This is a genomic window from Bradyrhizobium sp. F1.13.3 (assembly GCF_040548265.1).
In the GTDB taxonomy this organism is placed as follows: Bacteria; Pseudomonadota; Alphaproteobacteria; order Rhizobiales; family Xanthobacteraceae; genus Bradyrhizobium.
Genome location: NZ_JBEPRI010000005.1, coordinates 86,487 through 108,409 on the forward strand (window position 1 = coordinate 86,487; position 21,923 = coordinate 108,409).

Below are 21,923 nucleotides of genomic sequence, written 5' to 3' on the forward strand. Positions count from 1 at the left end.
GCCGTGTGGCTCCCGTGGTACATCAAAATAGGCCGGAGGCAACGGTCAAAATCCGGCCGCTCTGGCGTACCAGCGCAAGACCGAAGCAAGACCGAAACGGGCCTGGCAAGCCCCGGACGGCCTACGGCTTCCCGGCCTTGCCCACGTCCCGGACCAGGCCGTGAATGAAGCGGAGCTTGTCGACGACGACCGGCGAGAGGATGAATGGATAGAGGTCGCGCATGCCCATGGCGCGGTTGACGCTGTTCATGGCGAAGGTGAAGGGCAGCCATGCGTTGACGATCGCCTCGACGTCTCTCGCCTCGTAGGGGTTGAAGCGGATGCGCGTCGTCAACTCCCCGTCGCGGTCGACCTTGGGCCGCACCTCCATGCCGAACTCGCTAGCCATCTCCAGGGTGTCGACGATGTGGAGATAGTGCGCCCAGGTCTCGGCGAAATCTTCCCAGGGGTGCGTGGTCGCGTAGGCCGAAACATAATTCTGCTGCCAGTCCGGCGGGGCGCCTTCGGCATAGTGGCGCTGCAAGGCCTGGCCATAATCGGCGGAATCGTCGCCGAACACGGCGCGGCATTCGTCCAGCTTGCCGCCGTCGCGTACCAGCACGTCCCAGAAATAGTGCCCGACCTCGTGGCGGAAATGCCCGAGCAGCGTCCGGTAGGGCTCGCCCATCTCCAGCCTGCGCCGCTCGCGCTCGATGTCGTCGGCCTCGGTCAGCGCGATCGTGATCAGGCCGTTGTCGTGACCGGTCAGGACCTTCTGCCCGCTCTGCGGATCGTCGGCGAGGAAATTGAAGATTAGGCCATGTTCGGGATTGTCCTGCCGGGTCTGGAGCGGCAGCTTCCAGCGGATCAGGGAATAGAACAGCCGGTGCTTCGCCATCTCCAGCTCGCGCCAGCCGGCGAGTTGCGCCTGATCCGACAGGTCCGGCACGACGCCGTTATGGCGGCAGGCGCGGCAATAGCCTGTGGTATCACCTGCATCCGTCAGCCAGTTGCACGCATCGTGCTCGGCATTGCTGCACAGCATGCGACTTTCGCCCTTGGTGGCCAGCGTCCGCCAAGCCCCACCTTGAGCCTCGCCGTCGGGCTCGATCGCCGACATCGTCTCCTTCTCCGGCAGGAACGCGACGCGATGGCCGCAGCGTTCGCAGGCGCGGTTCTCGAAATAGAGGACGTTGCCGCAGGCCTGGCAGACAAAAAGCTTCAAGATTTAGCCTCTTCGGAAAGCGAGTGTTTGGTAATGAAGGTTGCGGCCGCTCGGAGATACGCGCGCGGAGGGCTCATCGTTCCAAGGTTCGGAACAAATAGCCAGACCCGGCGTTCGTTCATACCCAGCACGCTGCATTCGGCGGCGCCTTTCTTTCCATATTTCTTTTGAGCAATGGCCATCACGCGTCGTCTGTGTGAATATCGGTCGGCCACGTGCGCTCCCGCATCACAACGGCCATCGCCTTGAACGATCCTTCGCCCGAGACCATCGCCGCCGAAAGGCTGCGCCAGCACCTGGAAGATGTCGCGCGCGAGCGCGACAGCGCCTATCGCGCGCTCCAGGAACGCGAAGCCGAGCTTGCGCGCATCCAGCGCATCGGCAAGGTCGGCGGTCTCGAAGTCGACTTCCGCGAAGGCTTCAAGAACCGCCGTTCGCCTGAATATCTGATGCTCCACGGCCTGCCGCCGGAAGCGGCCGACGAGTCGCACGAGGACTGGATCAATCGCATTCATCCCGACGACCGCGACGCAACGGTGAAGCACTTCATCGATTCGCTGTCCGGCACCAGCGAGGACTACACCGCCGAATACCGCATCATCCGCCCCAGCGACGGCGAGACCCGCTGGATCCGCGTCGTGGCCAAGATCGAGCGCGACGGTGGCGGCCGCGCCGTCCGCCTCGTCGGCGCCCATATCGACGTCACCGACCAGATGCTGGTGCGCGAGACCCTGCGCGAGAGCGAGGAGCGCTTCCGGCTGATCGCCGACAGCGCGCCGGTGCCGATCTGGGTCACCAAACTGGACCGCACACGATCCTTCGCCAATCAAGCCTATGTCGATTTCGTCGGCCTGCCCTACGACCAGGCCATCTCCTTCGACTGGCGCAAGGTGCTGCATCCGGACGATCTGCCGCATGTGCTGCAGCAGTCCGTCCAGGGTGAAGCATCGCTCAAACCGTTCGTGCTGGAAGCCCGCTACAAGAACGCCGCCGGCGAATGGCGCTGGCTGCGTTCGGAATCGCAGCCGCGCTGGGACCCGACCGGCAGGCATATCGGCTTCATCGGCGTTGCCCATGACATCACGGTGGCCAAGCAGGCCGAGATCGAGCTCCGGCAGCTCAACGAGACGCTGGAAGAACGTATCGTCGAGCGCACTGCCGAGCTCGAATCCAACGAGGCGCGGCTGCGCGCGATCCTGGAGACCAGCAACCAGTACCAGGGCCTCGTCAATCTCAGGGGCGAGCTGCTTTACGCCAACACGACCGTGCTCGACGCCATCAAGGCGAGCCCTGCGGACGTGATCGGAAAGCCGTTATGGCAGACGCCCTGGTTCAGCACGACAGACGGCATGAGCGCGCGGGTGCGCGAGGCCTTCGACACCGTGCTCAAGGGCGAAGCCGTGCGGCTGGAGATGCGGCTGCGCCTTCCCATCGGCGAGCGCGATTTCGAGTTCGGCATGCGCCCGGTGCTCGACCGCCACGGCAACATCACCGGCGCGGTACCCGAGGCGGTGGACATCACCGAGCGCCGCCGCGGCGAGGAAGCGCTGCGGCAATCGCAGAAGATGGAGGCGATCGGCCAGCTCACCGGCGGCGTCGCGCACGATTTCAACAATCTGCTCACCATCATCCGCTCGGCAACCGATTTCCTGCGCCGCCGCGAGCTGCCGGAGGAGCGCCGCCGCCGCTATGTCGATGCCATCTCCGACACCGTCGAGCGGGCCTCCAAGCTGACCGCCCAGCTGCTGGCGTTTGCACGCCGGCAGCCGCTGAAACCGCAGATCTTCAACGTCGGCAGCCAGGTCGAAGGCGTCGCGCAGCTGGTCCGGCCGCTGGTCGGTGGCCGCATCGAAATCGCGGTGGAGGTTCACGATGGCGACTGCTTCACGATCGCCGATGTCGCGCAATTCGAGACCGCGCTGATCAACCTCGCCGTCAACGCCCGCGACGCCATGGACGGCGAAGGCCGCCTCACGATAGCCGTCCGGAAAGTTCAGGGCATCCCTAACCTGCGGGCGCAGTCGGCGCGCGGCGGCGACTATGTCGCGATCTCGGTCGCCGACACCGGCAGCGGTATCGCGCCCGACAACATCGAGGCCATCTTCGAGCCGTTCTTCACCACCAAGGAGGTCGGCAAGGGTACCGGCCTCGGGCTGAGCCAGGCCTTCGGCTTCGCAAAGCAGTCCGAGGGCGACATCGCCGTGACGAGCACGCATGGTGAAGGCGCGACTTTCACCATTTATCTGCCGCGGGCGCATAGCCCCGCGACGGATCAGGAAGCCGCGGCGCTGACCTATGAGGCCGCCGCCACCGGGCGCGGCTATCGCGTGCTCGTGGTGGAAGACGACGACGAGGTCGGCCGCTTCTCCACTGAGCTGCTGGAAGACCTCGGCTATGTCGTCCGCCGCGTCGCCAACGCCAATGCGGCGCTCGCCATCCTCGGCGAGAACGAGTTCGCCGTCGACCTCGTCTTCTCCGACGTCATCATGCCCGGCATGAACGGCGTCGAGCTCGCCGGCATCATCCGCGAACGCTATCCGGGCCTGCCCGTCGTGCTCACCTCTGGTTACAGCAACGTCCTCGCCGAGAACGCCGATCGCGGTTTCGAACTGATCCAGAAGCCGTATTCGGTGGAATTGCTCTCGCGCATCTTGCGCAAGGCGATCACGGCAAAGCCGTCGATCACGCGGTGAGTGTTGTGATTGCACGAAGCTGACAAAAACTCCGTCATTGCGAGCGCAGCGAAGCAATCCAGAATCTTCCCGCAGGAACAGTCTGGATTGCTTCGTCGCTGCGCTCCTCGCAATGACGGCGCGTGCCGTTCCAACCTAACATACTTTTGAACGAAATTGAGGACTGAAGCTCAGGCCGAGACGCGGCAAATCACAGGTGGCGGTCCGCGGCCCGCAGGGGAAGACAGCGCCGGCGGCTTCCGCTATCGCTGCCGAATGAGCCTTCCCACTTCGAGGACCGAACGTGCCGTCTGACGCCATCCTGGCCTGGAGCATCATCGTCGCTGCGACCGCAGGCGTCATCATCCGGCCCTTTCGCCTGCCGGAGGCGATTTGGGCCGCCATCGGCGCCAGTGCGCTCGTGCTGTTCGGCTTGCTGCCGTGGCGGGATGCGTTGACAGGCATCGGGAAGGGTGTCGATGTCTATCTCTTCCTGATCGGCATGATGCTGATCGCCGAGCTGGCGCGGCTCGAAGGCCTGTTCGACTACCTCGCAGCGCTCGCCGTGGAATATGCAGGCGGCTGGCCGCAGCGGCTGTTCCTGCTGATCTACATCGTGGGCACGCTCGTCACCGTCCTGCTCTCGAACGACGCCACCGCGATCGTGCTGACGCCCGCCGTCTATGCCGCGACGCGCGCAGCCGGCGCCAAGCCGCTGCCTTATCTCTTCGTCTGCGCCTTCATCGCCAACGCCGCAAGCTTCGTGCTGCCGATCTCCAACCCGGCCAATCTGGTCGTGTTCGGGGCGCACATGCCTGAGCTCACCGAATGGCTGCGCCTGTTCGCCTTGCCCTCGGCGGCCTCGATCCTGCTGACCTATGTCGTGCTGCGCCTGACCCAGCACCGCGCCCTGAAGGAAGAAACGATCGCTCGCAGCGTGCCGCATCCGAAGCTCGGCCGCGGTGGCAAGCTGACCGCCATCGGCATCGTGGCGATCGGAATCGTGCTGGTCACGGCCTCCGCGCTGGACAAGCAATTGGGCCTGCCGACCTTCGTTTGCGGCGTGGTGACAGCCGCAATCGTGCTGCTGCTCAGCCGGCAATCGCCGCTCCCCGTGCTGCGCGGCGTCTCCTGGAGCGTGCTGCCGCTGGTCGGCGGGCTGTTCGTGATGGTGGAAGCGCTGATCAAGACCGGCGTGATCGGACGGCTCAGCGCGCTGCTGCATGAAGCCGTCGGGCAATCCGTGACGAAGGCGGCATGGAGCGTCGGCCTCGCCACCGCGATCGCCGACAACATCGCCAACAATCTTCCCATCGGCCTCGTTGCTGGCTCGGTCGCCGCCAGCGATCATTTGCCCGCGCCGGTCGTGAGCGCCATCCTGATCGGCGTCGATCTCGGGCCCAACCTGTCGGTGACCGGTTCGCTCGCCACCATCCTGTGGCTGGTGGCGCTGCGGCGGGAGAAGATCGAAGTCGGCGCCTGGCCGTTCCTGAAGCTCGGACTGCTGGTGACGCCGCCCGCCTTGATCGCAGCGCTTGCGGCCGCGATCCGTTAGCGCGGCCGATTACGTTCAGTTGTTTGCGGTGCATCAATGCCGACGGTCTGACCGCGGCTACAGTTCTCTTGTCGCGTGATTGAGACATGCCGCGACAAGGAAGGTTCATCATGCAGATTCAATCGAAGGCGCTACCGCAGAGCTTTTCCCTGCGTCGCGAAATCCAGAGCTACATCGCGCCCGCTGGCGGCCGGGGCGAGACGTCCCATCCCCTGCTCGTCCTCTCGGTCGTGGCGCTGCTGACTCTGTTCGCCATCGTGGAAATCGACCTGCACTCCGCCCAGCTTCAGGCCATCGGCCTGCTCAGCCATGGGATCGGGATCGATCCCGTCTTCCTGAGCCCGTAGCAGGACAAAGCCCGATCGCGGCCGTCGCGGCCGCGACCGGGTCACGCATCGTCAATCGTTCTCGTAGCCGTAGACTTCCGGCAGGATGAAGATTGCGGCAAGCAATCCGATCAGCGGGAAGATCGCGACCATCAGCGTGGCGTTCGCCTGCCCGATCGCGGCGAACACCGTCGGGAACAGGAAGATCGCCAGGAACGACGGCAGCTTCACGAACATGTAGGCGAAGCCGCTGGCGGTGCCGCGATATTTCGGCTTGGCGACCATGGTCGGGATCGTCATGCAGTTCGACGCATCCCAATAATGGCCCCACAGCATCGCGGCAGCCGCGAACGGCAGCAGGATCTTGTTGTCGGTGTAGAGAGCGAAGGCCGCGACCAGCAGCGAGGCCAGCACGATCGAGAAGCCCGCGATCGAGATGCCGCGATGGCCGATCTTCGGCGTCAGCAGCGGACCGACCCAGCCCGACAAGGCGGCGAAGGAGAACAGCGCCATCGTCACCAGATTGATGCCGAGCACGCTCGACACGCCGACCATCACAAAGAGCACCGGCAGGTAGAACGCGAAGGTCGAAAACTCGCTGGCCTGCGCGAAGCAGGCGATCCAGCCGTAGATCGTGGCGCGCCAGCGGATCGGATCCTTCTTGAGGTCGGCGAGAAACGCGCGGGTGGAGACCTTCGGCACTTCGACGTCATGGTCCGGCAGCATGGCCAGATCGTCGTTGAACATCTCGCGCGCGACCTGCTTGGCCTCGCGGTAGCGTCCCTTCTGCACCAGCCACACCGCCGTCTCAGGCACGTCGTGGCGCATCACCAGGATGATCAGCGCCGGCAGCGCGCCGAGGCCGAGCGTCACCCGCCACAGCATCTCGTGCTGCATGTCGATCAGCAGGAAGATCACGATGACGCCGATGGTGAGGACCTCACCGACCGCGAACATGAACTGCCAGCGGTTGCCCATGACCTCGCGCTCGCCCTTGGCCATGGATTCCATGATGTAGGTGTAGCCGGTCGAGATGTCCGAACCGAGCGGTATGCCGAGCAGGAAGCGGATCACGACGAGCCAGCCGACGCTGGGCACGAAGGCCTGCGCCAGCGCCAGCACGATGAACAGCACCATCGTCACCAGAAACATGACGCGGCGGCCGATCTTGTCGGAAAGCCAGCCGCCGAGCAGTGCGCCGATCATGGCGCCGCCTTGCGTACCGGCCGCGGCCAGGCCCAGCATCAGCGGATCGGGATTGAACTGCTCCTTGATGAAGATCAGCACGAAGGCGATCGAATAGAGATCCCAGGCTTCGACCAGGATCGAGGCCATCATCAGCCAGCCGACCTTGTTGCCCTTGGGACTGTAGTTCGTGATGAGGTAGCGGACCGCGGCTTCGCTCGCGGTCGGTTGTGGCATCGCCATCGTCGACATCTTTGGTCCTCTCTTAAACTCTCTTACGTGCCAAGTAGCGGCTCGATGCTGCAATCGAGCAGGCGCGGGTCGATCCCGACCTCCATGCCGGTGAACATCTCGCCCATGTAGTCGATCAGTGCATCGCTCGCCTTCACCGCGTCCTCGACACGACGATTGGCAACCGCATTAAGAATAGCCAGATGATGATCGATTGTTCCTGACAGCTCGGCCTGTCCCGGCATGAAACGGTGGTGGATGTAGCCGATACGCCGGTACAGCGTGTGCAACGGCCGCAGCGTGTGCACCAGAAACGGTTCGCCTGCCGCCTCCAGCACCAGCGCGTCGATGCGGCGGTCGATATGATTGAACTCGTCGAGGGTCAGATTGGCGCGGCGCTCGCGCAGAAGGCGCTCGATATGCAGCGCCTGATTGCGGTGCGAGAGACTGGCGCGATCGGCCGCGAGCCGGATCACGAAGCGCTCCATGTCGCGGCGCAAGGCCAGCAGCATGCGCTCGCGTGCCAGATCGATCGGCGCAATGCGCAGACCGTGGCGCGGACGGATGATGATCAATGTATCGGCGGAGAGACGATTGACGGCGTGATGAACCGGCGTGCGGCCGAAGCCGGTGATGTGCTGCAATTCCAGCATCGTCATGAACTGGCCGGGCTTGAGCTCGCAATGGACGAGCAGCTCTTCGATCCTCTGATAGGCGAGCTCGAAAAAGTTGAGACGGTTGCGCCGGGAGGGCTTGCCCTCGGCGTCGTCGTTCCTCACCACTTCGAGCGCGCGCTTGCGTGTTGCCATGTCGTCTCTCCCTCAGCCCGCGCCGTCGTTTGCAGGGCGGCGCCTTGTTGGTGATATCCCTAAAACATGTTGTGATATATTACAAGCGAGCGTAAGACTCGGCATGCGCCCGCACCATGTTGCGGTGCGGAATGACAACAAGACGGCGCTGCGCGCGCCTGCGATGGGAGGAGTATTGCCGTGAAGATCACGTCGATCGAGACGCTGCGCACCGAAGAATTCTCCAACGTCATCTGGGTGCGCGTCCACACCGACACGGGCATGATCGGTCTTGGCGAAACCTTCTACGGCGCCGGCGCCGTCGAGGCGCAGATCCACGATACCTTTGCCGGCCGCCTGCTCGGCCGCAATCCGCTGCACATCGAGGCGATCCATCGCGACATGCTGAATCTGCCGATGGCGCAGTCCTCCACCGGCGTCGAATATCGCGCGGCTTCGGCCATCGACATCGCGCTATGGGACCTGTTCGGCAAGGTCTGCAATCAGCCGGTGCACCAGATGCTTGGCGGCCTCTGCCGCGACAAGCAGCGCATCTACAACACCTGCGCCGGCACCCAATATGTCCGCTCGACCAATATCAGCCCGGTCGCGAACTGGAATCTCGGCGCTGCCAAGGGTCCCTATGAGGATCTCGATGGCTTCATGCACCACGCCGATGCGCTTGCCGAAAATCTGCTGGAGAGCGGCATCTCGGCGATGAAGATCTGGCCGTTCGATCCGGCGGCGCAGGAGAACAAGGGCCTGTACATCACCGCCGCCCAGATGAAGCACGCGATCGAGCCGTTTGAAAAAATCCGCAAGGCCGTCGGCGACAAGATGGAGATCATGGTCGAGCTCCATTCGCTCTGGAACCTGCCGACCGCAAAACAAATCGCCCGCGCGCTCGAGCCCTACAAGCCGACCTGGTACGAAGACCCGATCCGGATGAACTCGCCGCAGGCGCTGGCCGAATACGCCCGCTGCACCGACGTCTGGGTCTGCGCCAGCGAGACGCTGGGCTCGCGCTTCCCCTACAAGGACATGCTCGACCGCGACGCCATGCATGTGGTGATGGCGGATCTGTGCTGGACCGGCGGCCTCACCGAGGGCCGCAAGATCGCGGCGATGGCCGAGACCTATCACCGGCCCTTCGCACCGCACGACTGCATCGGCCCGATCGGCTTCATCGCCGCCATCCACATGTCGTTCAGCCAGCCCAACACGCTGATCCAGGAATCGGTGCGCGCCTTCTACAAGGGCTGGTACAATGAGCTCGTGACCACCATGCCCACGATCAAGGACGGTTTTGTCTATCCGATGGAAGGCCCCGGCCTCGGCGTCGACCTTCTGCCCGCCGTATTCGACCGCTCCGATCTGACCGTGCGCCGTTCCAACTCTTGAGGATATTTTTGAGATGAGCACCGCCCTCTTCGACCTTTCCGGCCGCACCGCGCTGGTGACCGGCTCCTCCCGCGGTCTCGGCCGCGCCATTGCCGAGGGCATGGCCAAGGCCGGCGCCAGGATCATCGTCAACGGCTTCGATCCCAACCGCGTCGAGCAGGTTGTCGCCGAGTTTCGCGCCGCCGGCTACCTGGCCGAGGGCGCCGCGTTCAACGTCACCGACGAGCCTGCAATCGTCGCCGCCTTCAACCACTTCGACAACAAGGGCATCGCGGTCGACATCCTCGTCAACAATGCCGGCATCCAGCACCGCAAGCCGCTGGTGGAGTTCACCACCGACGAGTGGCGCAAGGTGATCGAGACCAACCTCACCAGCGCCTTCGTGATCGGCCGCGAGGCGGCCAAGCGCATGATCCCGCGCAAGCACGGCAAGATCATCAACATCGGCTCACTCGGCAGCGAGCTCGCGCGTCCCACGATTGCGCCCTACACCGCCGCCAAGGGCGGCATCAAGAACCTGACCCGCTCGATGGCGGTGGAATGGGCCCAGCACGGCATTCAGGCCAACGCGATCGGCCCCGGCTACATGCTGACCGACATGAACGAGGCGCTGGTCAACAACACCGACTTCAACAACTGGCTGATGGGCCGCGTTCCCTCCAAGCGCTGGGGCCGGCCGGACGAGCTGGTGGGCGCTGCGATCTTCCTGGCCTCGGATGCATCGACCTATGTCAACGGCCAGATCATCTATGTCGATGGCGGCATGATCGCCGCTATGTGAAGCCGCGAAACCCTGAGGGAGCCAAGCATGCGCGCCGTCGTCATTCACGCACCGAAAGATCTGCGGATCGATAGCTATCCGGATGCAGCGCCCGGTCCGGGTGAAGTCCGCGTCAAGATCGCGAATGGCGGCATCTGCGGCTCCGATCTGCACTACTATCATCACGGCGGCTTCGGCGTCGTGCGGATCCAGCAACCGATGGCGCTGGGGCACGAGATCGCCGGCGTGGTCGCAGCCGTCGGTGACGGCGTCACGAATGTGAAGCCGGGCACCCGCGTCGCGGTCAATCCGAGCAAGCCGTGCGGCCAGTGTCTGCATTGCCAGGAAGGCATGCGCAACCAGTGCCTCGACATGCGCTTCCTCGGCAGCGCGATGCGCTTTCCCCATGTGCAGGGCGGCTTTCGCGAATTCATCACGGTCGATGCCGCGCAGGCCGTTCCGATCACCGACAAGCTGTCGCTGGCGGAAGCCGCGGTCGCCGAGCCGCTCGCGGTGTGCCTGCACGCCGGCAAGCAGGCCGGGGCCCTGCTCGGCAAGCGCGTGCTGATCACCGGCTGCGGCCCGATCGGCGCGCTGATGATTTTGGTCTCGCGCTTCGGCGGCGCGGCCGAGATCGTGGTCACCGATGTCGCAGAGGCGCCGCTTGCCGTCGCAAGGCAACTCGGTGCCACTCACGCCATCAATGTCGCCGCCGATGCCACGGCGCTCGATCCCTGGCGCACCGGCAAAGGCGTGTTCGACACGCTGTTCGAAGCCTCGGGCAACCAGGCCGCGCTGCGCACCGCGCTCGACGTGCTCAGGCCCGGCGCCACGCTGGTGCAGCTCGGCCTCGGCGGCGAGGTGACGCTGCCGATCAACTCCATCGTCGCCAAGGAATTGCAGCTGCGCGGCACCTTCCGCTTCGACCCCGAGTTCGAGCTGGCGGTGCGGCTGATGGGCGAAGGCCTGATCGACGTCAAGCCGCTGATCACGGCAACCATGCCGTTCGAGAACGCGGTCGCCGCCTTCGAGCTCGCCAGCGACCGCTCGCAGTCGATGAAGGTGCAGCTGACGTTCTGAGGCCTATTGCTGCGGCTGGTTCTCGATCATGCGATCGCTGACCAGCCGCACGGCGCCCCGTTTCCACGAATAGTCCGCGCCCAGGCGCAGGCCGCTGTCGCCGCGTGCCAGCACCACGCCGGTCCTGGCATCGCGCACCTGAAAGCCGAGCGTGTACTCGGTGCGGCTGACCCGCCGCACCACCCCGATCAGCGACTGATCCGCACCCAGCCCTTGCGCAATCGCCGCCTCGCAGCCGCCGCAGTCGCGTAAAGCGCGCGCATTCAACGCCGCCTCGTTGGCGCTGCCGACATCGACGAGACGGTAGCGGCCGGATCGGCCGAGGGCGTCGCGGACGCTGCCAGTCACTTCGGCCAGATAGGATGCGTCCGCGGCCGCGAGGCCGGCGGCCGGCGCCGCGGTGTTGTCGTCGAGCTCGAATTCGAACACCGCCAGTGCGATCGGAGCAGGCGTGCCGAGCGCGGCTACGATCTCGCGCGACACGAAGATCTCGGCGCGCTCCCACGATTCATCATTGTCGCCGCGGAAGGTGTAGAGCTTGTCCATCACGACCTTTTTGGCGCCGACGTCGATCACGGCGACCTTGGCCCATTGCACCAAGGTGCTCGTCTTCTGGATGCCGCCGATCACCTTGAACGCCGCGCCGTCCTGGGCCGACGGTACGAGCCGGTAGCGCCGGTCGCCTCCAATGTCCCGCCGGAGCGCGGCCATGAAGGCCGACAGCCGTCGCTCATGGGCGGCGGTCTGGTTGGCGGGTTCAGCCGACGTATCGGTATAACTGAAGTCGTCCATGGCGACGCCGATGGCCGTTTCGGCACCGGCCGACGCATAAGCCGCCGGAAGGACGACAAGGAGACAGACTGAGAGGATCAACCGGCGCAGGTGCATAAATGTGCCTCGTGTGACGGAGCGGCGCGCCAATCTGGACGGCGCAATCAGGCCATGCAGCAGCGCCGGTCCCGGCGATGGCCGGGAAAATTTCACGACGGTGCACCGCACTGGCGCCTGGCGGCTTTGCGCCGGATGCGTTCTGCCGTTTAATGCGAGCGCGACAAATCCGTTCGCACCAAGGTGCCCGCCGATGTGGAACCGACCGAGATTCGATCTCAAAGTCCGTCTGACGTTGCGCGTGGCCGCGATATCGGCCGCCTGCTTCGCGGCGATCTCCGCCTATTTCCTGATTACGTCCGACCGCGAGGCGCATGCGCGCCTCGACGATATCGCCGCCATCGTGGCCAAGACGCTGGAGCTGCAGCAGGGCAAGATCCAGTGGGTCGCGAGCCCGCGCTCGGACTTTCCCAACCTCGACCCCGTTTCGGCTTATGTGATGACGCCCGGTCTGTGCCTGGCGTTCCGCGGCACGAGCGGCGACGTCCTCCAGCGCTTCTGTAGCGGCGCGCCTGTCCCGGCGAACCCGCCGCCGCAAGCCTTCACGGCGTTCTATCGCGGCTTGTTCGACCCCGGCCGAGAAGCGGCACGGCCCGTGATCGTGCGCGGGACGAAGCTCGGGGAGGCCGTGGTCTCGGTCGAGCCGGGCGTGCAGACCGCGGAGGCTTGGCACGAGGCCGGCCGCCTGATGCTCGCGCTCGCGATCGCGCTGCCGCTACTCTGCGGGCTGGTCTACGCCGCACTGGCGCGCGCGCTGCGCCCCACCCGCATGATCCGCACCGGCCTCGAGCGGATTGCCGCCAACGATCTCACCACGCGGCTGCCGCCGTTCGATCTTGCCGAGCTCTCCGCGATCCGCGACGGCTTCAACCATCTCGCCGAAAGCCTCGAGACCGCGCTTGCCGAACGCAGCGAGCTGACGCGGAAGCTGATCGCGCTGCAGGACGAGGAGCGTCGCCATCTCGCGCGCGAGCTGCATGACGAGTTCGGCCAGTCGCTTGCCGCCATCCGCGCGCTCGCCTCCTCCGCCCGCCAGACCGCCGCGCAAGAGTGTCCCTCCCTGCTTGGCGAATGCGACGGCATCGCGCGGACCGCAACCGGCATGATGGAGACGTTGCGCGGCACATTGTTCCGGCTGCGGCCGCCCGATGTGGAGGAGCTCGGGCTCGTCGCCAGCCTCGAAGGCCTCGTCGCGGGCTGGAACGGGCGCAGCCGCGGCGAGACGCGCTTCTCGATCCGGTTCGACGGCGCATTCGAGACCCTGCCGGCCACGATCAGCGCCAGCCTCTACCGGATCGTGCAGGAGGCGCTCACCAATGCCGCCAAGCATGCCGTCGCCACGCGGGTCAGCCTGGAATTGACGATGGGGGCCAGCGAGATCGCGCTTGCGATCGACGATGACGGACGCGCGAGCGATCCCGTCGCGAAATCCGGAATGGGCCTGCTCGGCATGCGCGAGCGCGTCGCCGCCTTGCGCGGCCAATTGAGCTTCGAGGCCGCACCGAACGGCGGCTCCGCACTGCGCGTGGTCATTCCGCTCGCAGCCACCGATCGGCCGTCGCTGGAGCATGCCGCATGAGCGCGGCGGACGCGACCATTCTGCTGGTCGACGACCATTCCGTGGTCCGCGAGGGCTATCGCTCCGTGCTTCAGAAGCAGCCGGGACTTCGCGTCATCGCCGAAGCCGCCGACGGCGCCGAGGCCTACCGTCTCTACAAATCGGAGGCGCCCGACCTCGTCATCATCGACCTGAGCATGCCCGGCATCGGCGGCATTGAGGCGGTCAGGCGCATCCGGCAGTGGGACAAGGGCGCGAGGATTCTCGTCTTCACCATGCACGAGAATGCCGGCTTTGCCGTGCAGGCGATTCGCGCCGGTGCCAGGGGCTACGTCACCAAGACCAGTCCGCCGGAGACGCTGGTGCGCGCCGTGATGGACGTGCTTGCCGGCAAGATCGCGATCAGCCCCGACATCGACCATGAGCTCGCGCTGAGCCGGCTCGCCGGGGAAAGCTCTGCCGCCGACGTCCTCACGCCGCGCGAATTCGAAGTGCTGCGGCTCCTGCTCGCCGAGAATACGACAGAGGAGATCGCCGAGACGCTCCATGTCAGCCCGAAGACGGTGGCGAACCTGCATTCCCTGATCAAGGACAAGCTCGGCGTCGGATCCGACATCGAGCTGGTCAGGCTGGCACTGCGCCAGGGCATCTTGACGGAGGTCGATCTCGGCGAGGCCTGATCGTATCCGCCCCGGATTACTCCCGCGCGACCACCGAATCCAGCCACGCGCAATTCAGTGGCGGCACGCGGGGGTCGGCCACACGAACGCCGCGCGACGCTGCATCCAGTCTCATGTCGCGAAGGCGCTTGCGCTGCTCCTCGGGCATGTAGAGCCGCTCGTGGCCCCATAGCGACGGGCCGTCAAAGGTCTCGTGTGGCTTCCAGGTCTCGGGATCGATCACACGACCGCCCCAGCCATATTCGATGAAGAAGCCGGATGGCGTGTTCACGTAGAACGACGTCATGTGGTCGTTGGTATGCCGTCCTAGCGTGTAGGCGACGCGGCCGTCGTCCATCTGCGCGAGATCGTAGCCCTGCCCGACATCATCGAGGCTGCCAAGTTCGACCATGAAATGGTGCAGCGCTTTCCGTCCTGAGCCAACCATTGCAAAGGAGTGGTGACGGCCGTTGACGTGGAAGAAATAGAGCCCGTAGGGCTTGAGGCCGAAATCGGAAACTTGAAAGCCGAGCACGTCGCGATAGAACGGCACCAACGGTTCGACTTCCTCGACGTTGAGCACGACATGCCCCATGCCGAGCGCGCCGGTGCGGAAGCCCGAGATTGGCCGTCCGGGCTTGAACGGCTCGGTCGCCAGCTCCGGTTTGTAGAAGGCTTCGAGCCGGTTGCCGGCGAGATCGCTGAATACGATCAGCTCGGCCACATGCCGCTCGTCGGCCAGCGCGCGGGAGCCGCGGGTCACCTTCACGCCGTGGCTTTCCAGACGGCCGGCGAGACGGTCGAGGTCCGCGGTCGAGGGAACCTCCCATCCCATCACCGCGAGCCCGGCATCACTGCTGCCGTCGACCACCAGGCGCTGCTTGTGGTCGTCCATGCGGAAAGCGCGCATCTTGCCGCCGCGATCCACCTGCTGCATGCCGAGCAGCCCGGTCGCCATCCGGCCCCACTGGTCGAGCTGGGATGAATTGATCCCGATATAGCCGAGCGCGGTGATTTCCATCGAATTCCTCCCGAGGGCATCGCGTCCGCCGCACTGCGGTGAACTTGATACCGGCCGCGCGCGATCCTACGGTGGCATCCGCAATCGCTTCGCGTTCGCAAAGACGATAATCGCGAGGCCGCAGGCCACAAGGGAGGAAATGCGAAGTGTCCAAGGAGCGGACGAACGGTCAGCCGCGGCAGCCTGAAGGCGTCCGCGCCTTCAAGCGTGGGCTGGACGTGCTGCACGAAGTCAATCGCTCCGGCGGCATTCGCGCCGGTGACGTGGCCCGCGCGCTCGACCTGCCTCGCCCGACCGTCTACCGCCTGCTCGAGACCTTGGAAGAGCTCGGCTATGTCGCGCGCAGCGCCAGCGACGACCGCTTTCGTGTGACCCGGCGGGCGCTCAGTCTTGGCGATGGCTACGATCCCGGCGTCGTGATCTGCCAGGCGGCAGCACCTTTCCTCGCCGAGCTGAGCAAGGGCCTGGTCTGGCCGGTCGATCTCTCGACCTACGAAAACGCCGCGATGGTGGTGCAGGAGACCACGCATTCGCGCAGCCCGCTCTCGATCGACCGCGGCATGATCGGCAAGCGCCTGCCGATGCTGCGCACCTCCGCGGGGCGGGCCTATCTCGCCGCCAGCCCCGCGCGCGAACGCGACCTGATTGTCAATCATCTGCGCCGGATCGACGAGGCCGACGACCGCCCCTTCCTCGACGAAGGCCGCCTCGGCCGAATGATCGCCGAGACGCAGGCGCGCGGATACGCGATCCGCAGCGAGGGCGAATACAATCCCAAGACTGCCTCGATCGCCGTACCCATCGTGCGGAACGGCGCGGTATTTGGCTGCATCTCCATCATCTGGATCCGCTCGGCCCTCGGAATCGAAGAGGCGGTGGTGCAGTTTGCGGCGCAGCTCCAGGAGACGGCGTCGGCCATTCCCGTCGAGATCTAGGCGAGCCGTCCGCTGGGCGGACACTTGGCGCGGCGGCGTTGATACGACTGCATCCCTTGGGGAAGAGATAGTCCCCATGCAAGATAAATCCGCCCCTGAAGAGTTTGACGTCGTGATCGTCGGCCGCGGCCCGGTCGGAGCCACGCTGGCCAACCTGCTTGGCCTGTGCGGCGTGCGGACGCTGGTGCTGGAGCGCGAGGCGCGGACCTATCATCTGCCGCGGGCGGTCCATTTCGACGACGAATGCATGCGGGTGTTCCAAACCCTCGGCCTCGCCGACGCGATCCTGCCGCATGTCATCCTCAGCCCCGGCATGCTCTTTCTCGACGCCGACGGCCGGATGCTGCTGGATTGGTCGCGGCCGCAGACATTGACGCCGATGGGATGGAATCTCAGCTATCGCTTCCATCAGCCTGACCTGGAGGACGCGCTGATCGCTGGCCTCGCGCGCTGGCCACACATCGCCTTGCGCAACCGCTGCGACGTGTTCGCGCTGGATCAGGACGAGATCGGCGTACGCGTCCGTTACGAGGACCTCTCCAACGGGAGGCTGAGCGAAGTCCGTGCCGGCTACGTCATCGGTTGCGACGGTGCTCGCTCTCTGGTGCGCCGCTTCATCGGCTCCGGCATGGACGATCTCGGCTTCCACGAGCGCTGGCTGGTGATCGACGTGCTGCTCAAGCGCAACCGCGACGATCTCGGCGACTACAGTATCCAGCATTGCGATCCACGCCGGCCGGCGACCTATGTCCGCGGCACCGGCACGCGGCGACGCTGGGAGATCACAGTTCTGCCCGACGAAGACTCCCAGGTGGTCGCGCAGCCAGCGAAGGTCTGGGAGCTGCTGTCGCGCTGGATCACGCCCGAGGATGCCGAACTCGAGCGCGCCGCGGTCTACACCTTTCATTCCATCATCGCGCAGCAATGGCGGAGCGGTCGTCTGCTGCTCGCCGGCGACTCCGCACACCAGACCCCGCCCTTCCTCGGCCAGGGCATGTGCGCCGGCATCCGAGATGCCGCCAACCTTGCCTGGAAGCTCGCTGCAGTCCTGCGCGGACTGGCGGATCCAAGCCTGCTCGACACCTATCAGAGCGAGCGCCAGCCGCACGTGCGCGAGTTCATTGAGCTCGCGATCCGCCTCGGCGGCGTCATCAACACCAAGGCGATCGAAGCGGGCCTTGCGGCCGGCGAGGCGCGCGCGAATGCGCCGGTCAGGCTCGAGGTCAAAAAGCCCCTGCTCGGCCCAGGCCTCGCGCTTGGCGATCTCCCGCTCGCCGGACATCTTGCGCCGCAATTCGAATTGAAGGACGGCCGCCGCGGCGACGACCGGGTTGGCTACAGCCACGTGCTCCTCGTCGAGAGCGCCGCGACGATCTCATCGCGTCTTGCTCTTTCGCAATCTGGAACCGAAATCCTGACCAGCGACGATGCCGAAGGCGTCGGGTCATGGCTGCGCGAGCACGGCATCATCGCCGCGCTCGTTCGCCCCGATCGCTACGTCCGCGGCAGCGCCAGCAACGACACCGAGCTCGACCGGCTGATTGCCGCCGTCACACCTCCAACCCACGTGCCGTCCGCGGCCTGAACCGACTTCTCCCAAGGATATCTCATGAAGCTGCTCTCTTTCATCACCGACGGCCATGCCTCTTTCGGGGCTGTCAAGGACAATGGGGTCGTCGATCTCGGCACACGCATCGCGGGCTGCACCACGTTGCGGCAGTTGCTCGAAGCTGGGCGCGTTGCCGAGGCGGCAAAGCACGCCGCATCCGCTGCGCCAGATCATGCACTCGACGAGATCACCTTTGCCCCGGTCATCCCCGATCCCGGCAAGATCATTTGCGTCGGCCTCAACTATCGCGACCACGTCGCCGAAACGGGGCGCACCGTCACCGAGAAGCCTGCGCTGTTCGTGCGCTTCCCCTGCAGCCAGGTCGGCCATCTCCAGCCGATTGTGAAGCCAAAGGTGAGTGACGATTTCGATTATGAAGGCGAGCTTGCGCTCGTCATCGGCAAGGCAGGCCGCCACATCTCCGCGAGCCGCGCACGCGACCACATCGCCGGCTATTCTTGCTACAACGAAGGCAGCATTCGCGACTGGCAGCGCCACACCAGCCAATTCCTCTCCGGCAAGACCTTTGCCGAGAGCGGCAGCTTTGGCCCGTGGCTGGTGACGGCGGACGAGATCCCCGATCCGTCAAAGCTCAACTTGCAGACACGGCTGAACGGGACCGTCGTGCAAGACACCACCACCGATCTCCTGATCACCGCAATCCCCGAACTGATCGCCTACATCTCGACGATCTGCCCGCTCGTCCCCGGTGACGTCATCGTGACAGGCACGCCCGGCGGCGTCGGCGCCAAGCGCAAGCCGCCCCTGTGGATGCGCCCCGGCGACACTGTCGAGGTCGAAATCTCCGGCATCGGCATCCTGCGCAATAAGGTCGTCGCCGAGCCGGCCTGACTGCCGACGCCAATCAATCAAACATAACAACATCAGGAAACGCCATGGCCATCCTCCGCACGACATCCGCCGCCACTCTGTTGATCACGCTGGCGCTCGCAGGTACTCCCGCGCGTGCCGAGATCAAGGGCGAGGCCGTCCGCATCGGCGTCCTCACAGATATGAACGGCATCTTTGCGACCGCGATGGGCCCGGGCTCGGTCGAGGCGGCGCGCATGGCGGCGGAAGAGTTCGGCGGTAAGATCAACGGCAAGCAGATCGAGATCCTGCAGGCCGACCACCAGAACAAGCCGGACCTTGCGGCCTCGCTCGCCCGCAAATGGTTCAGCGACGGCGTGCAGGCGATCGCGGACGGCGGCAGTTCCGGTGCCGCGCTCGCGGTGCAGGAACTGGTGCGCGGCAACGGAAAGATCTTCCTCATCTCCGGCGCAGGCGCCAACCAGCTCACCGATGAAGCCTGTGCCGCGGGCAGCGTGCAGTGGACCCAGGATGCCTATTCGACCGCGACCGCGGTGGTCTCCGGCATCATGCAGACCAGCAAGGAGCCGTGGTTCTTCATCACCGGCGACTACGCCTTCGGCCATTCGATCGAGACAACCGCGCGCGCCCGCATCATCGAGCTCGGCGGCAAGGTCGCCGGCAGCGTCAAGGCGCAGCTCGGCACGCCCGACTACAGCTCGTTCCTGCTTCAGGCGCAGTCCTCGGGTGCAAAAATCCTGGCAATCAACGTGGCCGGCGACAACGCCACCGCAATCAAGCAGGCGGAAGAATTCGGCCTTGCCGACCAGGGCATCAAGATCGTGCCGATGTCATTCCAGAATGTCGATATCGAGGCCGTCGGGTTGAAGGCGACGCGCGGCGATCTCATCGTCACCTCGTTCTTCGAGGACGTCTCGCCGACGGCCCGGAAATTCTCCGATGCGTTCTTCGCCCGCCGCAAAGCGATGCCGTCGCAAATCCAGGCGGGCGTCTATTCCGCCGTGCGCCACTATCTCCAGGCGATGAAGGATACCGACTCAGACGACAGCACGGCTGTAATGGCCAAGATGAAGGCGACGCCCGTCTCCGACGCTTACACGCCCAACGGCCGCATCCGCGAGGACCAGCGCATGGTGCATGATCTGTATCTGGTGCAGGTCAAGACGCCTGAGGAATCCAAAGGGCCCTGGGATTTCGTCAAGCTGGTCGCGACCATCCCGCCCGACCAGGCCTTCCGCCCGCTTGAACGCAGCAAGTGCGGCCTGGTCGGCAAATAATCTGTCAAACCAGATAGCGCGTGAGATAGCCGTCCATCGCGTAGAGCGCACAGAGCGCGAGGCTCGACCACACGGCGGCGGTGAAATACAGGAACATCCAGGTCAGCTCGCCCTTCCAGTGCGCGATGTCGTGGGTCACGACCCAGCGGGTCGAGACGTCATGCAGGCCTTCGAGAAAGCCGAGCAACCTGTTGCCCTCTTCATGCCCTGCCCGCCAGCGGCTGAGATACATCGGCACGTCGACGGTGACGAGGAAGGCCAGGAAGCAGGCGATGCCGACGATGCCGGCAATCAGGGCCCAGCGCACCGGTCCCTGGAATTCCGGCATCAGCCGGCACAGCGCGATGCCCGCGAGGAAGAATGTCACCGCCCACAGCGAGTTCTCGATCGCGTTGAAGAGGAAGTTGGTCGTCACCACCGCATACCAGGAGAAGCACTCCGCGATGATGATGATGGGCACGATCACCCACGCGATGTTCACCACCGTCTCGGCGCCCGTCATGGTCCCGAGCTGATGCAGGATGACCGCCCATTGCGCGGCGAAGCACAGTTCGGCCACGGTCGCGACCGTGCGGCCGACGAAGACGCTGGAGAGCCAGGTGTCGAACAGGCAGATGCGCTGCACGTCGGCGCGCGGCAGGAACGAGCGGAAGGCGCAGCCGAAGACGTAACCGGCGCAGAGCAGGAACATCAGCCCGATGTCGGAGCCGCCGCTGATGCTGCCGGCGGGCGTCGGGTAGAACTCGCGGTACAGCATGAACCAGACGAGAATGTTGGCAGCACTGACCAGCGTCAGGGACCCCCACCACCACGCGAGGGGATTTGTCCGCGCCTGCCACTGCAACATGAATCGCTCCGATGTAATCGATATGACATTCAGTCGTAATAATCCTGTCACAACAAGCCACGCAATCGCGACGAAAATCTGTGTGCGGCGGGGCTCTTCGCGCACATTCTTGCCCTGCCGGCACAGCCGCCGCATGTCCGGATAATGGACATAACGCTACATTTTATGAATCTATTGGACATCCGGCGGGACCGGGTTCATTAAAGCCTGCATGGCCAGAACCGCCTCCAAACCGATCCGCGCCTCCTCGTCCGCTGCCGCCGTGCTGGCGGACAGCATCGATGACGCCGCGTTCGCGACGACGCTGGCGAAAGGTCTCGTAGTGCTCGAAGCGTTCAAGGCGGGGGCGGCCCAGCTCGGCAACATGGAGCTGTCGACGCTGACCGGGATTCCGCGCCCGACGGTGGCGCGGCTGACGCACACGCTCGCGGAGCTCGGCTACCTCCGCTACGACGCCGAACGCGCCAAATATCGCGTCGGTGCGCGCGCACTCCGCATGGCGCATCCGCTGCTCGCCGACATGCAGTTCCGCCAGGTCGCGCGTCCCATGATGCAGGAGCTGGCGCTAAGCGTGCGGGGCACGGTCTCGATCGGCCTGCTCGATGCGACCTCCATGATCTATGTCGAGACCGCGCGCTCCGGCGACGTCGGCCCGCACGTCCCCGACATCGGCATGCCCATTTCCGTGGTGATGACCGCGATGGGCCGTGCCGCGGCGGCGACCTTGCCGCAGGCCGATGCCGCGCTGCTCGAAGACCGCATTGCAAGCGAGGACACCGAACTGTGGTCGTCCTTCCGCGAGACATATCGCGCCGGCCTCACACAATGCGCCAGCCGCGGCTTCTGCACTTGCTTCGGCGAGTACATCGCCTCGATCCATGCCGTCGCCGCGCCGCTGTTTCATGCGCGTGAGGCGAAGCAGGCCTTTTCGATCAATTGCGGCATTCCCGCGTTCCGGCTCCAGCCCGGCCAGCTGGAGGGCGAGATCGGCCCGCGCATTGCCGCCCTTGCCGACAGCATCCGCACCATGGTTGGTGCGGCGCCGACGACCGAAACACAAAAGCAAAACAAGAAGAGCGCCAGACGATGAACAAGA

20 protein-coding genes are annotated in these 21,923 nt (G+C 65.2%); 13 read left to right on the forward strand and 7 right to left on the reverse strand.

Annotated features, from left to right (window positions below; genetic code table 11):
- Window positions 1–121 precede the first annotated feature (121 nt).
- Both ABIB66_RS15520 and ABIB66_RS15525 read right to left on the reverse strand, forming a co-directional pair.
- Window positions 122–1,204 carry a zinc-binding metallopeptidase family protein gene (locus tag ABIB66_RS15520; RefSeq protein WP_275168010.1) on the reverse strand — a complete coding sequence of 361 codons (1,083 nt, stop codon included), beginning with the start codon at window positions 1,202–1,204 and terminating at the stop codon, window positions 122–124.
- Complete coding sequence (locus ABIB66_RS15525) at window positions 1,201–1,419, reverse strand: hypothetical protein (protein WP_275168011.1); 219 nt, start codon at window positions 1,417–1,419, stop codon at window positions 1,201–1,203. Before ABIB66_RS15525 ends, ABIB66_RS15520 begins: the two co-directional genes overlap by 4 nt.
- Between ABIB66_RS15525 and ABIB66_RS15530 the strand changes: the two genes are divergently transcribed.
- The 3 genes from ABIB66_RS15530 to ABIB66_RS15540 all read left to right on the forward strand — a co-directional run bounded on the left by ABIB66_RS15530 (window position 1,420) and on the right by ABIB66_RS15540 (window position 5,778).
- Window positions 1,420–3,897, forward strand: a complete 2,478-nt coding sequence (locus ABIB66_RS15530; RefSeq protein WP_275168012.1) for a PAS domain S-box protein — start codon at window positions 1,420–1,422, stop codon at window positions 3,895–3,897.
- Window positions 3,898–4,180: 283 nt separating this feature from the next.
- Complete coding sequence (locus ABIB66_RS15535; RefSeq protein WP_354209342.1) at window positions 4,181–5,431, forward strand: arsenic transporter; 1,251 nt, start codon at window positions 4,181–4,183, stop codon at window positions 5,429–5,431.
- A 110-nt stretch (window positions 5,432–5,541) separates the two neighbouring features.
- A complete protein-coding gene (locus ABIB66_RS15540) occupies window positions 5,542–5,778 on the forward strand; it encodes a hypothetical protein (RefSeq protein ID WP_354209341.1) in 237 nt (78 codons plus the stop codon).
- A gap of 51 nt (window positions 5,779–5,829) precedes the next feature.
- Here ABIB66_RS15540 and ABIB66_RS15545 read toward each other — a convergent pair whose 3' ends face one another.
- Both ABIB66_RS15545 and ABIB66_RS15550 read right to left on the reverse strand, forming a co-directional pair.
- A complete protein-coding gene (locus tag ABIB66_RS15545) occupies window positions 5,830–7,194 on the reverse strand; it encodes an MFS transporter (RefSeq protein ID WP_342761015.1) in 1,365 nt (454 codons plus the stop codon).
- A 23-nt stretch (window positions 7,195–7,217) separates the two neighbouring features.
- Window positions 7,218–7,982, reverse strand: a complete 765-nt coding sequence (locus ABIB66_RS15550) for a GntR family transcriptional regulator (RefSeq protein ID WP_275168016.1) — start codon at window positions 7,980–7,982, stop codon at window positions 7,218–7,220.
- Between the two features lie 180 nt (window positions 7,983–8,162).
- Here ABIB66_RS15550 and ABIB66_RS15555 point away from each other — a divergent pair, with 180 nt between their 5' ends.
- Genes ABIB66_RS15555 through ABIB66_RS15565 form a run of 3 tightly spaced genes read left to right on the forward strand, consistent with a single transcriptional unit; the run spans window position 8,163 to window position 11,202 of the window.
- The gene (locus tag ABIB66_RS15555; RefSeq protein ID WP_354209340.1) at window positions 8,163–9,362 is read left to right on the forward strand and encodes a mandelate racemase/muconate lactonizing enzyme family protein; all 1,200 of its coding nucleotides are present in this window, start codon (window positions 8,163–8,165) and stop codon (window positions 9,360–9,362) included.
- 13 nt (window positions 9,363–9,375) lie between these two features.
- Window positions 9,376–10,143, forward strand: a complete 768-nt coding sequence (locus ABIB66_RS15560) for an SDR family oxidoreductase (RefSeq protein ID WP_354209339.1) — start codon at window positions 9,376–9,378, stop codon at window positions 10,141–10,143.
- 27 nt (window positions 10,144–10,170) lie between these two features.
- A complete protein-coding gene (locus ABIB66_RS15565; RefSeq protein ID WP_354209338.1) occupies window positions 10,171–11,202 on the forward strand; it encodes an L-idonate 5-dehydrogenase in 1,032 nt (343 codons plus the stop codon).
- 3 nt (window positions 11,203–11,205) lie between these two features.
- Here ABIB66_RS15565 and ABIB66_RS15570 read toward each other — a convergent pair whose 3' ends face one another.
- Window positions 11,206–12,090, reverse strand: a complete 885-nt coding sequence (locus ABIB66_RS15570; protein WP_354255077.1) for a DUF3280 domain-containing protein — start codon at window positions 12,088–12,090, stop codon at window positions 11,206–11,208.
- 193 nt (window positions 12,091–12,283) lie between these two features.
- On the opposite strand from ABIB66_RS15570, the gene ABIB66_RS15575 reads away from it, so the two are divergent.
- Window positions 12,284–13,669 (forward strand): HAMP domain-containing sensor histidine kinase, encoded by a 1,386-nt coding sequence (locus ABIB66_RS15575; protein WP_354209336.1) that lies wholly within the window; start codon window positions 12,284–12,286, stop codon window positions 13,667–13,669.
- On the forward strand, window positions 13,666–14,328 hold the full coding sequence (locus ABIB66_RS15580) for a response regulator (protein ID WP_354209335.1): 663 nt from the start codon (window positions 13,666–13,668) through the stop codon (window positions 14,326–14,328). The genes ABIB66_RS15575 and ABIB66_RS15580 overlap by 4 nt, the downstream gene beginning before the upstream one ends.
- 16 nt (window positions 14,329–14,344) lie before the next feature.
- Here ABIB66_RS15580 and ABIB66_RS15585 read toward each other — a convergent pair whose 3' ends face one another.
- Window positions 14,345–15,328 carry a VOC family protein gene (locus ABIB66_RS15585; RefSeq protein ID WP_354209334.1) on the reverse strand — a complete coding sequence of 328 codons (984 nt, stop codon included), beginning with the start codon at window positions 15,326–15,328 and terminating at the stop codon, window positions 14,345–14,347.
- A gap of 146 nt (window positions 15,329–15,474) precedes the next feature.
- Here ABIB66_RS15585 and ABIB66_RS15590 point away from each other — a divergent pair, with 146 nt between their 5' ends.
- The 4 genes from ABIB66_RS15590 (at window position 15,475) to ABIB66_RS15605 (ending at window position 19,980) form a co-directional block, all read left to right on the forward strand.
- Window positions 15,475–16,263: a DNA-binding transcriptional regulator gene (locus tag ABIB66_RS15590; protein WP_275168022.1), complete on the forward strand. Its 789-nt coding sequence runs from the start codon at window positions 15,475–15,477 to the stop codon at window positions 16,261–16,263.
- 76 nt (window positions 16,264–16,339) lie between these two features.
- Window positions 16,340–17,848 carry a bifunctional 3-(3-hydroxy-phenyl)propionate/3-hydroxycinnamic acid hydroxylase MhpA gene (gene mhpA, locus ABIB66_RS15595; protein ID WP_354254992.1) on the forward strand — a complete coding sequence of 503 codons (1,509 nt, stop codon included), beginning with the start codon at window positions 16,340–16,342 and terminating at the stop codon, window positions 17,846–17,848.
- Window positions 17,849–17,872: 24 nt separating this feature from the next.
- Window positions 17,873–18,724 carry a fumarylacetoacetate hydrolase family protein gene (locus ABIB66_RS15600; RefSeq protein WP_354058776.1) on the forward strand — a complete coding sequence of 284 codons (852 nt, stop codon included), beginning with the start codon at window positions 17,873–17,875 and terminating at the stop codon, window positions 18,722–18,724.
- Window positions 18,725–18,768: 44 nt separating this feature from the next.
- The gene (locus ABIB66_RS15605; protein WP_354209332.1) at window positions 18,769–19,980 is read left to right on the forward strand and encodes an ABC transporter substrate-binding protein; all 1,212 of its coding nucleotides are present in this window, start codon (window positions 18,769–18,771) and stop codon (window positions 19,978–19,980) included.
- A 4-nt stretch (window positions 19,981–19,984) separates the two neighbouring features.
- On the opposite strand, the gene ABIB66_RS15610 is transcribed toward ABIB66_RS15605, so the two are convergent.
- The gene (locus ABIB66_RS15610; RefSeq protein WP_354209331.1) at window positions 19,985–20,827 is read right to left on the reverse strand and encodes a hypothetical protein; all 843 of its coding nucleotides are present in this window, start codon (window positions 20,825–20,827) and stop codon (window positions 19,985–19,987) included.
- A gap of 211 nt (window positions 20,828–21,038) precedes the next feature.
- Here ABIB66_RS15610 and ABIB66_RS15615 point away from each other — a divergent pair, with 211 nt between their 5' ends.
- Entirely contained in the window at window positions 21,039–21,917 is an 879-nt protein-coding gene (locus ABIB66_RS15615) for an IclR family transcriptional regulator (RefSeq protein WP_354209330.1), read from the forward strand.
- Window positions 21,918–21,923: the final 6 nt, after the last annotated feature.